This window comes from Lysobacter sp. Hz25 (genome assembly GCF_046097045.1).
GTDB lineage: Bacteria > Pseudomonadota > Gammaproteobacteria > Xanthomonadales > Xanthomonadaceae > Lysobacter > Lysobacter antibioticus_B.
In genome coordinates, this window is record NZ_CP175666.1 from 1,635,758 (window position 1) to 1,650,357 (window position 14,600).

The 14,600-nt window shown below is 69.1% G+C and carries 11 protein-coding genes; 2 read left to right on the plus strand and 9 right to left on the minus strand.

The genetic code is table 11. The features are described from left to right. Nucleotides 1–14: 14 nt before the first annotated feature. The 6 genes from ACKN61_RS06745 to ACKN61_RS06770 form a co-directional block, all read right to left on the minus strand. Nucleotides 15–1,304, minus strand: coding sequence for a c-type cytochrome (locus ACKN61_RS06745; RefSeq protein ID WP_408952837.1), 1,290 nt, complete (start codon nt 1,302–1,304; stop codon nt 15–17). Next, nucleotides 1,301–1,888, minus strand: a complete 588-nt coding sequence (locus ACKN61_RS06750) for a (2Fe-2S)-binding protein (RefSeq protein WP_408952838.1) — start codon at nt 1,886–1,888, stop codon at nt 1,301–1,303. Before ACKN61_RS06750 ends, ACKN61_RS06745 begins: the two co-directional genes overlap by 4 nt. Then, the gene (locus ACKN61_RS06755; RefSeq protein ID WP_408952839.1) at nt 1,885–4,785 is read right to left on the minus strand and encodes a xanthine dehydrogenase family protein molybdopterin-binding subunit; all 2,901 of its coding nucleotides are present in this window, start codon (nt 4,783–4,785) and stop codon (nt 1,885–1,887) included. The genes ACKN61_RS06750 and ACKN61_RS06755 overlap by 4 nt, the downstream gene beginning before the upstream one ends. Before the next feature lie 135 nt (nt 4,786–4,920). Next, nucleotides 4,921–5,646, minus strand: coding sequence for an alpha/beta fold hydrolase (locus ACKN61_RS06760; protein ID WP_408952840.1), 726 nt, complete (start codon nt 5,644–5,646; stop codon nt 4,921–4,923). Continuing rightward, nucleotides 5,643–6,302 (minus strand): hypothetical protein, encoded by a 660-nt coding sequence (locus ACKN61_RS06765; RefSeq protein ID WP_408952841.1) that lies wholly within the window; start codon nt 6,300–6,302, stop codon nt 5,643–5,645. Before ACKN61_RS06765 ends, ACKN61_RS06760 begins: the two co-directional genes overlap by 4 nt. Nucleotides 6,303–6,309: 7 nt before the next feature. Beyond that, nucleotides 6,310–7,713 (minus strand): L-serine ammonia-lyase, encoded by a 1,404-nt coding sequence (locus ACKN61_RS06770; protein ID WP_408952842.1) that lies wholly within the window; start codon nt 7,711–7,713, stop codon nt 6,310–6,312. A gap of 169 nt (nt 7,714–7,882) precedes the next feature. Here ACKN61_RS06770 and ACKN61_RS06775 point away from each other — a divergent pair, with 169 nt between their 5' ends. Next, a complete protein-coding gene (locus tag ACKN61_RS06775; protein ID WP_036149863.1) occupies nt 7,883–8,116 on the plus strand; it encodes a glutaredoxin family protein in 234 nt (77 codons plus the stop codon). A 692-nt stretch (nt 8,117–8,808) separates the two neighbouring features. Here ACKN61_RS06775 and ACKN61_RS06780 read toward each other — a convergent pair. Genes ACKN61_RS06780 through ACKN61_RS06790 form a run of 3 tightly spaced genes read right to left on the minus strand, consistent with a single transcriptional unit; the run spans nt 8,809 to nt 10,728 of the window. Beyond that, nucleotides 8,809–9,363: a YceI family protein gene (locus tag ACKN61_RS06780; protein WP_408952843.1), complete on the minus strand. Its 555-nt coding sequence runs from the start codon at nt 9,361–9,363 to the stop codon at nt 8,809–8,811. Further along, the gene (locus tag ACKN61_RS06785) at nt 9,353–9,973 is read right to left on the minus strand and encodes a cytochrome b (protein ID WP_408952844.1); all 621 of its coding nucleotides are present in this window, start codon (nt 9,971–9,973) and stop codon (nt 9,353–9,355) included. The genes ACKN61_RS06780 and ACKN61_RS06785 overlap by 11 nt, the downstream gene beginning before the upstream one ends. Continuing rightward, nucleotides 9,970–10,728 (minus strand): YceI family protein, encoded by a 759-nt coding sequence (locus tag ACKN61_RS06790; RefSeq protein WP_408952845.1) that lies wholly within the window; start codon nt 10,726–10,728, stop codon nt 9,970–9,972. The genes ACKN61_RS06785 and ACKN61_RS06790 overlap by 4 nt, the downstream gene beginning before the upstream one ends. Nucleotides 10,729–10,946: 218 nt before the next feature. Between ACKN61_RS06790 and ACKN61_RS06795 the strand changes: the two genes are divergently transcribed. Continuing rightward, on the plus strand, nt 10,947–14,522 hold the full coding sequence (locus ACKN61_RS06795) for an ATP-binding protein (RefSeq protein WP_408952846.1): 3,576 nt from the start codon (nt 10,947–10,949) through the stop codon (nt 14,520–14,522). Nucleotides 14,523–14,600: the final 78 nt, after the last annotated feature.

Here is a 14,600-nt window from a genome sequence, read left to right on the forward strand (position 1 = left end):
AGCGCCGGCCGGGCTCAACGATGCTCCGACTCCGGCGTTGCCGAACGCAGCGCGTGTACGCGATCAGCGAGCACCGGCTCGTCGCGGCCGCCGTAGCGGGCGCGCAGCCAGTTCGCGAGTTCGGCGATCTGGGCGTCGTCGAGTTGCTCGGCGAAGCCCGGCATGTCCTGCATGCGTTCCAAGCCCGGGAGGTCGTGCTCGGGCATGCCGTCGAGAATGGCGACGATCAGGTTGTGCGGATTCGCATCGCGCAGGCTGCTGTTGCCGTGCAGGGCCGGGGCGACGTGCGGCACGCCTTGGCCGTCGCGGCCGTGGCAGCCGGCGCATAGGGCGAAATAGCGATCCTGCGCAAGCGAGGGGGCGGCTGCGGCGGTCGGGTGCGCAAGCGTCGTGGCGGGGCGGGGCGAATCGCCGGTCAGATAGGTTGCGATGGCATCGAGGTCCTTGCCGTCGAGCCGGCTGGTCGACAGGTTCACAACCTTGAGCATTTCGTCCGAGGCCACCGCTGGCACGGCGGTGCCCGTGGCGAGATAAGCGCGCAGGCTCGCGCGGTCCCAGCCTCGCGCCGCCAGGCCGGTTGGGGTGAGGTCGGGCGCGGCAAAGCGACCGAGCTCGTCGTTGCCGGTCAACGGGCGGTCGCGGTCGACCTGGCCGAGCCAACCGCGCGGGCTGTGGCATTCGCCGCAATGGCCGAGCGTTTCGACCAGGTACTCGCCGCGCTTCCACGCCGCCGAACTGCCTTGCGAGGCCGGCCGCGCGTCGGCGCCGGCGAACAGCAGGTTCCAGGCATGGATGCCGGTGCGGATGTTGAAGGGGAAGCCGACGCCGTTGGCGCGGTTCTCCTGCGGCACCGCCGGGCGCGTCATCAGATAGGCATAGATCGCATCGCTGTCGGCCCGCGCCAGGGTCTTGTAGGAGACGTAGGGCATGGCCGGATACAGCTGATGGCCGTCGCGCGCCTCGCCGCGGGTGATCGCGTGGAAAAATTCGTCGGCGCTGTAACGGCCGATGCCGGTCTGCGCATCCGGGGTGATGTTGGTGCCGTGGATGACGCCGAACGGCGAGGCCAGCGGCACCCCGCCGGCGAACGGCGCGCCGTCATCGGCGGTGTGGCAGGCCGCACAGTCGCCGGCCGCGACCAAGTAGCGGCCACGTTCGATCTGTTCGGCGCTGGCCTGGACCTGCACCGCCGGGCCGCGCTGATACCAGCGCTGTACCAGCCAACTGCCGAGCAGCCACACCAGCACGATCGCGGCGATCACCAGCGCCCAGACCAGCAGGCGTTTCCAGCGGCGCCGGCTCATGGCGTGCCCTCCCGTGGTTTGCGTGTGGACTCGGCATCGCGGACCAGACCGGGCGTTTCCAGCACCAGTTGTTTCACCGCCTGGTAATAGCGCACGTAACCGGTGCAGCGGCACAGATGCGGATCGAGCGCGTCGGTGATGGTGCGCTCGACCTCGCTGTGGGCGATGGGCCGCTTGGCCAGGCGTTCGAGCAGGACCGTCGCGGCGTTGACGAAACCGGGCGTGCAATAGCCGCACTGGAAACTGAAGTGATCGAGAAAGGCTTGCTGCACCGGCGACAGCGCCTTGAGCCTGCCGCTGTCGTCGCGTTCGGCGTGGCCTTCGACGGTGCGGATGCGCTTGCCGTTGAAGTAGTGCGCGCCGGTGATGCAACTGCGCACTTCGCGCGGCCCGTGTTCGTCGTCGACGATGACCGTGCAGGCGCGGCACACGCCCTGGCCGCAGCCGAAGCGGGTGCCGGTGAGGCCGAGATATTCGTGCAGGACATCGACCAGCATCATGTCCTCGGGCACCTCGAGCGGCCCGTGGCGGCGACCGTTGATGTCCAACGCGAGCGGGCGGGTGCGGATCGGCGAGGCGCTCATGCGCGGGCCTCCCGGGCGGCGCCGGCGGTCGAGTCGCTGGCGGCCGCGTCTTCGCCGGCCGCGCCTTTGCTGGCCTGGGCGGCGAGGATCTTGTCGGGAGTGACCGGCAGTTCGCGGAAACGGTGGCCGGTGGCATGGGCGATGGCGTTCACGATGGCCGGCACCACCGCGATCATCACCACCTCGGCCATGCCCTTGGGCGCATCGGTCTGCGACAGCGGCGGCAGGATGTCGCTGCTCTGCCGCCATACCGCGACGTCGTGCGCGCGCGGCAGCGTGTAGCGGTTGAAGTTCCAGGTGCCGTTGCCGGGGCCGTCTTCGTACAGCGGCAGGAATTCGTGCAGGGCGTGGCCGATGCCCATCGCCAGGCCGCCCTGCAATTGGCTGGACACCAGCTCGGGCACGATCGGCGTGCCGCATTCGAGGATCGAATGGTGGTCGAGCAGTTCGACCCGGCCGGTGGCGGTGTCGACCGCGACTTCGGCGAGGGTGCCGATGGCGCTGTAGTAGACGACGCCGGCGTTGTTGCGTTGCGGCGGCGGGTAGAACACCCGCGTGCGTTCGACCATGCGATAGCCGCTCGCGGTCGGCGTGCCGGGCCGTTCGCCCGGCGGCGGATCGGCGCCGTCGCCCCAGCGCAAGGCCAGGCCGTCCAGCGGCAGGCGCGCGTCGTCGCGCAGCGGGAATTCCGCCTCGGCCCATTGCCAGCGATTGAAGGTGTGCACGATCGCGCCGGTGGCGAGGCCCAGCTCGTAGGCTTTCGCGGCGAGTTGCTGCAGGTCCAATGGCGCCAGGCCGCCGGCGGTGAGTCGGCCTTCGACCCAACGCGCGTCCTCGCGCCGTATCGCCAGCGGCGAGAGTTGGCCGCCGCCGAAGCCCTGGCTCCAGATCGCCTGCGCGGCCGGCCACAGGCCCTGGGTGAAGAGCAGTCGCGCCGCTTCGCGGGTGGCGTGACTGAAGAAATACGCCGAATTGCTGGCGCTGCTGGGGCTGGCGTAGTTCGGCGTCCAGCGCGGATCGCCGACGTGGGCGTCCTGCACTGCGGCCGACATCAACCAGGGGTCGTCGGTGGCGAACATCGGCAGCTCGCGCCAGTCGGTTTCGCCGGTGCGGATCTCGTCGGCGGGCCGGCCCAGCCACTGCGCGCAGACCGCGGCCTGGCTGGTGGCCATGCCGGTGCCCATCTCGATGCCGATGTGGCGCAGGACGATGCGGCCGCCGCGGTCGAGCGCGACTTCGGCGAACGCGGCCTCGGCGCCGGTGCCGTAGTCCTTCTGCACACAGCCGAAGCCGACCCCGTAGCGCTTGCCCGGGTGCGCCGCCTCGTACTCACGCTTGCGCGTCGCGCGCCCGCTCCACAGCGGATGCTCGCGCGCCTTGCGCAGGATTTCTTCGGCGCGTTGCAAGCCGCCGGGGATCGCGCCCTGGGTGTTCTTCATACCGGTGGCGAAGACATTGCGCAGGCGCAGTTCGATCGGGTCGAGCCCGAGTTCGGCGGCGACCTCGTCGACCAGCATCTCGGTCGCGCCCATGCTCTGCAGGGTGCCGTAGCCGCGCGCCGAACCGGCATCGAGCGCATGCGAGGCGATCACCGTGCTGGCGAGGTCGCTGCGCGGAAAGTAATAGATCGATTGCGCCGCAGTCGCCGCCACCAGGCAGACCGAGGGCGAGAAATTCATGCGGCCGCCGCCGTCGCCCTGCATACGCCCCTGGAACACCTCGAACTTGCCGCTGGCGCGATCGAGCTTGAGCCGGTAGTGCATGCGGAAGCTGTGGCGTTTGAGGCTCGATTGGAATTGCTCGTAGCGGTCGTTGGCGAGCCGCACCGGCCGGCCGTCGCCGTACAGCGCGGCCATCAGCGCATAGAACGGGTAGGGATTGTGGTCCTTGGAGCCATAGCCGACCGTGTAGCAGGGATGCAAGACCAGGCGCTTCACCGCGAAGCGGCTGGCGGCGAGCATGCGCGCGCCGTCTTCGGCCACTTCGTTGGGCGATTGCGTCGCCGACACCGCATGCAGGGTGCCGCTGGCGGCGTCGAACCAACCATTGCCGTTGTCGAGTTCCATCGCCGCGGTGTCGATCGATTGCGAGAAGTACTCGCGCTCGAACACCTGCTTGCCGGCGCCGGGCCGGTCGAGTTCGGCCGCCATCGTCTCGGCATGGGCCATGCCTTGCGCATCGATCGCGCCCATCGCATCTGCGAGCGGCCACTGCGGCGTCTGCTTGCGGTAGCCGGACGGGAACAACGGCGTGTCTTTGAGGCTGGAGTACGCGTCGTCGTCGAACGGCGTCGCCCCGCCCACGCGCACGTAGCGGAAGCTGGCCCAGGGCGCGCGTTCGAGCGGGCCGCTCTGCGTGCCCCAGCGGATCAGCTCGTCGCGGAACTTGAGCCGGCTCTTGGCGGCGCGGAAGCGGGCGAAATCGTGCCAGATCAACAAGGCCACGGCGTGGCCCAGGTAGGCCGGGGTCTTGCCGGGCGGCAGCAGCATGTCCTCGCCGTAGAACTTCGGGAAGGCGACGCCGTCGCGTTGCAGGTCGGTGGCGGTGACGACGCGGTCGGGCTGCAGGCCGGGGTCGAGCGAGGACAGGTCGAAGCTTTCGAACACGCGATCGGCGCGGGTCACCCGCAGCAGCATCGCGTGGGCCTGTTCGCGCGGCCAGCCGGGCAGGTCGCGCGAGCGCATGTCGTAGCTGAAGAGCTTTTCGCCGGTGACCTTGGCGGTGGCGTCGCTGCGGTAGCGGATGTGCCCGGTCTTGGCGTCCCAGGGCAGCGGCCGGATGCGTTCGCGCTCGAACAGGGCGGCGATGGCGGCGCTGCCCGGGGCGGCGATGTACACCGTGATCCCGGCCACCAGGCTGCCTTTGAGGAAATCGCGACGGCTCAAGCGGGCTGGCATGGAGGCGACTCCGGCTGGCGCTGGCCGATAGTAGTCACATGTTGCGCGGCAAAATGCGGTGAAATCGCCGGGTCCCGGCAAACGGCGCATGCCGCTCACACAGCGAGGCCGGGCCGCGCCGTCGCGGGCCGGGCCTCAGTCGCCGCCTGCGCTCGCGAACTCGTCGCGCCAGGCGCGTATGGCCGCCGCCGCAGCGGGCGCGCGGGCCTGCAGCAGGAAATGCGGCGCGTCGATCTCGATGCAGCGCGCGTCCGGCCGGGCCTCGGCGACGCGCCGCCAGCTGTCGCGAGACACCAGGCGGTCGTGGCGGGCGCGCAGGTACAGCAGCGGGCAGGGGATCTCGGCCAGGGCCGCAGTGACGTCGGCCGCGCCGCCTTCGCGCAGGCGATGGCGCATCACCGCCGGGTCGAGCGAAGCCAGCAGCGGGCCCAGGCGCGCGCGCCATTGCGGCGAGGACCAGCGGCCGAGCATGGTCGCGGCGATCCAGCGCGTCGGCATGCGGGCCAGCGGCAGCAGCCCGGCGAGCCGCGCCAGCGTCGCGGCGTTCAAGGGCGAGCCCGGCGGCCGCGGCGCGCGGGCGAACGATGCGCACAACACCAGGCCGATGAGCCGCGGCGGCTTCGATGCGGCGAGGCGGATCGCGATGGGGCCGGAGAACGACTCGCCGATCAGCAGATAGGGTCCGTCGGCCGGCAACCGCGGCCGCACGAGTTCGACCAGTTCGTCGTAACCCAGGATGCGGTCGCGCGGGTAGGCGACGACCTCGGTGTCGAAGGCCGGCGCCATCGCCGCGACGAAATCCGACAGCAGTTCGCCGGTGCCGTCCATGCCGGGCAGGACGATGCAGCGCATCGGCGTCATGCGCGCTTAGGTGGGAACATCAGCGCGGCGAGCCGGTCGAGCGACTTCAGCATCAGCGGACGATGGCGCGCGAGTTTCATCCAGGTCGGCAGCCGCGAGATCATGCTCCGGTTGGCTACGATCCGGCGTTCGCGCTGGTCGGCGGCGATGTAGCGGCGCAGTTCGTCGAGGTGTTGCGCGTTATAGACCCATAGCAGGCCGGCTCGGGTCGTTTCGACCAGCCGCAGCGGCAGACCGAAATGCGGGTCGAGTCCGTCGCCTCCGCGTCGGCGCATGGCGTCGATCTTCACCTCGCTGCTGCGCTTGCAGATCGGGCATTGCACCGGCAGCGATTCGTCCAGCCCCGAAGGCGAACATTCATGCACGTGCCGGGCTTGCGTCGAAGCGGGGCGTATCCGGTCGATCCGCAGCCATTGATGGCCGCAGTAGCCGCAGGGTCTTCTTCCGTAGACACAGACCTCGCCGAACCAGTCGCAGCGTTCGTTGCGGGCCTCGAGCGCGCAATGCGTACAGACGAAGAGCGCATGCCATTGGCGGTCGCGCCAATCGGCGCGTACGACGCCGGCCTGACCGCAACGAGGGCAGGACACCTCGATGCGATCGGCGAAGACGCCGAGGCTGCGGCCTTCGTCCCGGTGCCGGAGCGGCGTGCTCACCCGTGCCTCAGCACTCGATGACGTTGACCGCCAGGCCGCCGCGCGAGGTTTCCTTGTACTTGTCCTGCATGTCGCGGCCGGTGTCGCGCATGGTCTTGATGACCTTGTCGAGGCTGACCTTGTGCTTGCCATCGCCGCGCATGGCCATGCGGTAGGCGTTGATCGCCTTGACCGCGCCCATCGCGTTGCGCTCGATGCAGGGAATCTGCACCAGGCCGCCGATCGGGTCGCAGGTCAGGCCGAGGTTGTGCTCCATGCCGATTTCGGCGGCGTTCTCGATCTGGCTCGGGGTGCCGCCGAGGGCGCCGACCAAACCCGCCGCGGCCATCGAACAAGCCACGCCGACCTCGCCCTGGCAGCCGACTTCGGCGCCGCTGATCGAGGCGTTTTCCTTGTACAGGATGCCGACCGCGGCCGCGGTCAGCAGGAAATTGCGCACGCCCTGCAGGTTGGCGCCAGGGCAGAAGCGGTCGTAGTAGTGCAGCACCGAGGGGATGATGCCGGCGGCGCCGTTGGTCGGGGCGGTGACGACGCGCCCGCCGGCGGCGTTCTCTTCGTTGACCGCGAGTGCGTACAGGTTGACCCAGTCGAGCACGGTCAGCGGATCGCGCATCGCCGCTTCGGGCTTGCTCGACAGTTCGTCGAACAAGGCCGGCGCGCGGCGCGAAACGTGCAGGCCGCCGGGCAGGGTGCCGGTTTCGCGGATGCCGCGCGCGACGCAAGACTGCATCGCGGTCCAGATCGCGTCGAGGCCGTCGTTGATTTCTTCGGTGCTGCGCCAGACCCGCTCGTTGGCCATCATCATCTCGGCGATGCTGAGGCCGCTGCGTTGCGCCTGCGCCAACAGCTCGTCGCCGGAATGAAAGGGATAGGGCTGGTCGGTGGTGTCGGCGACGATGCGGTCTTCGGCCGCTTCGTCCTGGTTGACCACGAAGCCGCCGCCGACCGAGTAGTAGTCGCGCGTGGCGATGACTTCGCCGGCCGCGTCGTAGGCGGTGAAGCGCATGCCGTTGGTGTGGAACGGCAGCTTCTGGCGCTTGTTCATGATCAGATCGTGCTTCTCGTCGAAGCCGATCTCGTGGCGGCCGAACAAACGGATGCGCTTGGTGCTGCGGATGCGTTCGAGCGCGGCCGGGATGATGTCGGGATCGATCAGGTTCGGCCAATGGCCTTCCAGCCCCATCAGCACGGCCTTGTCGGTGCCGTGGCCGCGGCCGGTCAGCGCGAGCGAGCCGAACACTTCGGCGCGCACGCGCGCGGTGCGGGCGAGGTCGGCGCCTTCGGCTTCGCTGTTGCAGCCTTCGATGAGCCAGCGCTCGATGAAGCGCGCGGCGGCGCGCATCGGGCCGACGGTGTGGGACGAGCTCGGGCCGATGCCGATCTTGAACAGGTCGAAACTGCTGACTGCCACGGGCTTGCTGCTCCAACGAAGGAAGAAGTCGGACGATGCTGGCGGACCGCGCGCCGCCGGCATCCGGACCGCGATGCCGCGGGAGGCGCGGAGCCGCTTATTCTACGCAGGTCGACCTGTTCCCGACGCCATACTGCGCCGCATTGCCGTGATCACGACCGCTCCTGCCTTGACCCTGTTCCAGCGCGACGACTGCCACCTGTGCGATCTCGCGCTGGAGGTGCTGGCGCAGGCGCGCGCGCCCGAGTTCGAGAGCGTCTTCATCGACGAGGACGAGGGCCTGGAGGCGCTGTACGGGATGCGGGTGCCGGTTTTGCGGGATGAGGCGGGTGGGGTGGAGTTGGATTGGCCGTTCGATGCGGCGGCGGTGGCGCTGTTGTTGGGGCGGACGGGTGAGGAATGAGGGATCGGTTTGCGTCTACTGGTTCTCGGCTGTCGTGTGCCGGGGGCTGAGCGACCACACGCTCCTCAGCGTGGACATTATTGAAATCCGGATTTGATGTTCTTCCACGGCCACGGCCACGGCCACGGCCACGGCTGTTGCTGTTGCTGTGCGCAGCCGAGCACTAGCGAAGGCAATCGAAGACCCGGAGGGCGGCGCGCAGGGATGCGCGCCGTTTTTTATCGGGACAGGGATGTCCCGTATGAAAAAGCCCTGCGTCGGCATCGCTCGTGCGGGCTTGTGATTCAAAGAAAAGCATTTTTCTTTGGTTACTTTCTTTTGTTGCTTTAGACAAAAGAAAGTTACCCGCCGCTTTAGTGGCGGAAGCTTTAGGCGTTTGATCTTGCTTCTCATCGAGAAGTCACAAGCAAGTGCAGAGCTTCCGCCCGCTACGCGGCCGGGTTACTTTCTTTTGCTAAGCCCAAAAGAAAGCTAACCAAAGAAAAGGGCTCTCCTTGCAAGGGCACAGGCCACGAGTGCGATGCCGGCGCCGGGATTTTCCGATAAGACGTCCCTGTCTTATCGGAAAACGGCGCACGTCCTGTGCGCCGCCCTCCGGGTCTCCACTTGACCGGAAAAACGGCAAAGCAGATCAAAATCACGGCAACGGCTGATGCCTGCCTCACGCTCGCTACCGCGCGCCGCCCACGAACTCACTTCGCCGGGGCGAAGATCACCTTGGTGCTGACCGCGACTTCGTTCGGGATGATCGAGGTGTCGGCCCAATCGCCCCCGCCCACGCCGAAGTCCAGGCGCTTGACGGTGGCCTTGCCGGTCAACACCGGCTTGGCGCCCGCGGCCCAGGTGAAGGTCAGGGTGACCGGCTTGGTCGCGCCGCGCAGGTTGAGGCTGCCGTCGGCGGCGTAGTTGTTGCCGCCCAGGCTGCGGAACTTGGTCGCGGTGAAACGGGCCTGCGGAAACTTGGCGATGCTGAAGAAATCCACGCCCTTCAGGGTGTCGTCGCGCTCGCTGTTCTTGGTGTTGGCGCCGGCCAGCGGGATCACCACGTCGAGCTTGGAGGTGTTCAGCTGCGCCGGATCGAAGCTCAGGCGGGCGGTGAAGCCGGGAAAGTTACCGGCGAAGACTTCGCCCTGGTACTTGGTGGCGAAGGTCAGGCTGGAACCGGTCTGCTGGACGTAGTCGGCGGCGAATGCGGGCGCGGTGGCGGCGAACAGCAGGCCGGCCAGGGCGAGGGATTTAATCGGCATCGGGGTGCTCCGGAACTTGCGAAAGAGAGGGGGAAGGCGAGGCGGCCGGGACGGGCTGCGGTTTGCGACGGCCCGGCAGCATCCGCGTCAGGGTGGCGTCGTTCTGGAACAGGTGGTGATAGAAGGCGGCGCCGGCATGCGCCAGGACCAGGGCGAGCAGCAGCCAGAAGCCGTATTCGTGGATGTCGTGGCTCAGGCGCGACAGGTCTTCGCTGCGTTCGGCGATGCGCGGCAGGTTGAACCAGCCGAAATACTGCAGCGGGTAACCGGAAGAAGAGTTGAACACCCAGCCGGAGATCGGCAGGGCGAACATCAGCGCGTACAAGGCCCAATGGGTCAGCGAGGCGATGCGCTCCTGCCAGTGCGGCGTGCCCGCGACCGGGCGTGGGGTGCCGGCATAGAAGCGCCACAGCAGGCGCAGCACGACCAGACTCAACAGGGTCAGGCCCAGCGACTTGTGCAGCGCGTAGATCTTGATCTTCGACGGGCCGTTGCTCATGTCGGTCATGGTCAGGCCGATGATGGCGATGGCGGCGATCAACAGCACGACCGCCCAGTGCAGCAACTGGCTGATCGGACCCCAGCGGTCGGCGGTGTTCTTGAGAGTCATCGGCGGGGCTCCGGTTCGGGCGTGGCTGCGCTGGAAGAGGGGTTGGGCGGGGTGTCGGTCGGCGAAGGCGGCGGCGCGCCTGGGTCGGGAATCGGTTTGCTGTCGGCCGGGGCGCCGGGCTCGGCATCGAGATGCCGGTTGCGCACCGCTTCGGCTTCGATGCGCAGCTCGACCTCGTCGCCGATCACCGACTTCCAGGCGTCGATGCCGAACTCGGCGCGGCTCAGGCGCGCGGTCGCCGAGAAGCCGGCGGTGTGGCGGAACGGCGGCAGCGGATGGCGCTTATAGGCATTCAGACGCACGTCCATGCACAGCGGGCGGGTGACGCCGTGCAGGCTCAGGGCGCCACAGACCCGGGCCCGGTCGGACGGGTGTTCGCCCTCGCCCGGCAGCGGCTCGACGGTTTCGGAAACGAACCGGGCGAGCGGGTGGCGCTTGCCGTCGAGCAGGTTGGCGGCGAGGGTGGCGGCGTTCCACTTGGCGTCGCCGAGGTCGAGCCGGGCCAACGGCACGCTGACCTCGAGCCTGGCGCTGCGCCAGTCGTCGCGGTCGAATAACAAGCTGCCGCTGGCGCCGGACACCGTGCCGATGGCCTGGGAGAAGCCGGCATGCGAGACCGCGAACATCACTCGCGTGTGCACCGGGTCCAGGCCGTAGCGCTGCGGCTCGGCCGCGTGCGCTGCGGCCGCCGCCAGCGTGAGCGGCAGGACGGCCAGCGCGACGGGGACGACGGCGCAACGGCGGGTGAGAGGCATGACGGCTCCGGCAAGGTTCGGGAGGATTCTAGGCACAGCCGCGCAAAGTCGTGTCTAAGCACGCGCAACGATCCGTTTCGACCGCCCGCCCGCCAGGGAGTTCGGCCTCCGCGAGACGTGCCTCTTGCTTCGTACAGGCGGTATCGCCGAGCCTAGTGCCCGACGGAACGAACAAGACGGGCGCTGGGACGCCGCGTTCCACCCGGGGAAGGAACCGAATGCTGCGAGCGCTGCTAACCGCCTGTCTGTGCCTGGGCGCCTCTTGGGCGGCCGGGGCGGCCGTGCCCGAAGTGCCGCGCGCGCGCATCATCGGCGTTGCCGACGGGCTGCCGTCGAGCAAGGTCAACGGCATGGCTTTCGACCACGCCGGCTACCTGTGGCTGGCCACGACCGACGGCCTGGCGCGTTACGACGGCATCGGCATGAAGGTCTGGCGGCATACGCCCGGCGACCCGGCTTCGCTGCCCGGCAACGACCTGACCCTGGTTTCGGTCGACGATCGCGACCGCATCTGGGTCGCGGCCGAGGGCCGCGGCCTGAGCATGATGGACAGCAAGCGCGAGGGCTTCGTCCATTACCGCCAGGCCGAGCGCCCCGAGATCGGCAGCGACGACACCTTCGCCGTCGCCAGCCGCAACGGCGAGGTCTGGTTCGGTACCTACGGCGGCGGCCTGCATCGGCTCGATCGCGACGGCCGCATCACCCGATTCGTGCCCAAGCCCGGCGACCTGCGCAGCCTGCCGGCGGAAACGGTGCTGTCGCTGGCCTACGACGGCCGCGGCGATCTGTGGGTCGGCACCTTCAAGGGGCTGGCGCGCTGGACCGGCAGCGATTTCGAACGCGTCGCCGTGCCCGGCGAAGAGCCGGCGCCGTGGATCTTCTCGGTCACCCCGGTCGGCGATCAACTCTGGGTCGGCACCAAGACCGGCCTGTACCGGCGCGAAGGCGACGGCCGCTGGACCGATCCCGACTATTCGGTGATGTTCGGCCATCTCAATGCGGTGCTGACCCTGGCGCCCGACCGCGGCGGCAACTTCTGGCTCGGCACCCAGCGCAGCATCTGGCGGGTCGCGCCGAACGCGGTGCCGGTGCCGGCGACGCTCGGCCCGGCGCGGCCGGCGCGGCCGGTGCAGCAGATCGTCGGCCAGGAAGACGGTTCGTTCTGGTTTCCGTTCGCAGGCACCGGCGTGGGCTATCTGCGTTCGGACTGGCGCCGCATCGCTCAGTACTCGCGCGAGCGCGGCACCTTGTCGAGCGAGCTCTATCCATCGTTGGCGCCGTCGGCGAGCGGCGGGTTGTGGCTGCTCGGCGCGCGCGGCGAAATCGAACGCCTCGGCGCCGATGGCGTGGTCGAGCCGGTCAGCGACGGGCCGCACGATTCGATCGGCCACAGCGTGCCCAATGCCGCGGTCGAAGATCGCAAGGGCCGGTTGTGGGTCGCGACCAGCCGCAACAGCGTGGTGCGGATCGATCCTTCCGGGGTCTGGCGCGACTGGACCGTGGACACGCCCGAGCCTGCGCTCAACGGCGAACCCGAGCGGATGCTGATCGCGCGCGACGGCACGCTGTGGATTTCGTTCCTGACCCAGGGCCTGCAGCAGCGCGACACCGACACCGGCAAGGTCCTGTCGACGATCCTGGTCGGGCCCGAGCAGGGCATCGGCGTCGGCGACCTGGGCTCGATGAAGCTCGCGCCCGACGGCGTGCTGTGGGTCGCCTCGGGGCAGGGCATGTTGCGTCACGATGCCGCCGGCAACCGCATGCAATCGGTGCAGGGCCTGCCTCGCGAGCGCGTGTTCGGCTTCGTTTTCGACGCTGCCGACAGTCTGTGGCTGCAGACCCTCAAGGGACTCGAGCATTATCGCCGCGACGGCAAGCAGTGGCGCCTGCAAGCGCAGATCGGCGTCGCCGAGGGCATTCCCGCGGTCGAGGCCACCGACCTGTTCCGCGACCGCCTCGGCCGCATCTGGATGCCGACCTCGCGCGGCCTGTTCCGCTGGGACCCCAAGCACCGGCAACTGCGTCACTTCGGCGTGCAGAACGGCATGAGCAGCCAGGAATTCATCCGCCGCGGTTCGACCATGACCCCCGGCGGCGTGCTCGCCTCGGCGCTGTCGGACGGCAGCGTGGTGTTGGTCGATACCGAACTGGCCGACCCGCCGCCGCGCCAGCCGCGCCTGCAGTGGCATCAGCTCGACGTGCGCCGGCACGGGCGCTGGGTGCCATTGCCGCTGCAGGGCTCGTCCCTGCCGGCGGGGGCGACGCGCGCGGCGCGCTACGCGACGATTCCGTCGCTGGCGCCGGACGACCGCGAGATGCGCGTGCAACTGCGCCTGCTGTCGTTCGACGATCCGCAGGCCAATCGCTACTACACCCGCCTGGAAGGCTACGACAGCGATTGGGTGTCGGTCGGCAACAGCGGCGAGCGCGTGTTCGCCGGTCTGCCGTCGGGCAGCTACGTGCTGCATGCGCGCGCGGTCGACGCCAACGGCAACGCCGCGGTCGAGCGCACCCTCGAATTCAACGTGCGCCCGCCGTGGTGGCGCACGCCGCCGGCGCTGGCGGCGTTGGCCGGGCTGGTCGCCTTGCTGGTGTGGTGGATCGCCGCCTCGTACCGGCGCCGCCTGCAACGCCGGCTGTCCTGGCAGGCCGCCGAGCACGAACGCGAAGTCGCCAAGCAGGCCTCGCTGGCGAAGACGCGTTTTCTCGCCACCCTCGGTCATGAAGTGCGCACGCCGATGACCGGCGTGCTCGGCATGAGCGAGTTGCTGCTGGATACGCCCTTGAACGAGCGCCAGCGCGGCTACACCGAATCGATCCTGCGCGCCGGCCAGCATTTGCTGCGCCTGGTCAACGACGCCCTGGACCTGGCCCGGATCGAATCGGGCAAGCTCGAACTCGCCGACGAGTCCTTCGATCTGCGCGCCCTGATCGAACAGGCCGCCGAGCTGATGAGGCCGCTCGCGCAGCAACGCGGGCTCGCCTTCGAAGTGCTGATCGCGCCGAGCGCGCCGCGCGGCCTGCGCGGCGATGCCAGCCGCGTCTGCCAGATTCTGCTGAACCTGCTCGGCAACGCGATCAAGTTCACCGAACAGGGCAAGGTCAGCCTGATCGTCGACGCGCTGGCGCCGCAGGGCGTGCGTTTCGAGGTCGCCGACACCGGCCCGGGCTTGAACGAGGAACAGAAGGCGCGATTGTTCCGCCGCTTCGAGCAGGCCGACGGCGCGCGCACCGCGGCGCGCTACGGCGGCAGCGGCTTGGGCCTGGCGATCTGCCAGGAGCTGGCGGCGGCGATGGAAGGGCATATCGCCGTGCACAGCGAACCCGGCCAGGGTGCGCATTTCGTCTTCGAGCTGCCGTTGCCGAACGCCGAGCCGCCGGCGAGCACGAAATCGCCCGAGACCGCGACGCGGGGGCCGCAGGTCGGTCCGCTGGCCTTGCTGCTCGTCGAAGACGACCCGACCGTGGCCGAAGTGATCGCCGGCCTGCTGCGCGCCCAGGGCCACCGGGTGACGCACGTGGCCAATGGTCTGGCGGCGCTTGCCGAAGTGACCACGGCGCATTTCGACCTGGCCTTGCTCGACCTCGACCTGCCCGGCATCACCGGCCTCGACCTGGCCCGGCAACTGCGTGCGCAAGGGTTTGCGGCGCCTTTGGTCGCGGTGACCGCGCGCGCCGATGCCGATGCCGAGCCGCAGGCGAGCGAGGCCGGCTTCGATCGCTTCCTGCGCAAGCCGGTGACCGGCGCGATGCTCGCCGACACTGTGGCCGCGGTGCAGGCGGCGAAGCATTGATCGCTGCAGCGCCGGCACGCACGCAATCGTGACACGATGCGCAGTTGCGGCCCGCGCAGTCGCTCCGGGCGTTTCGAT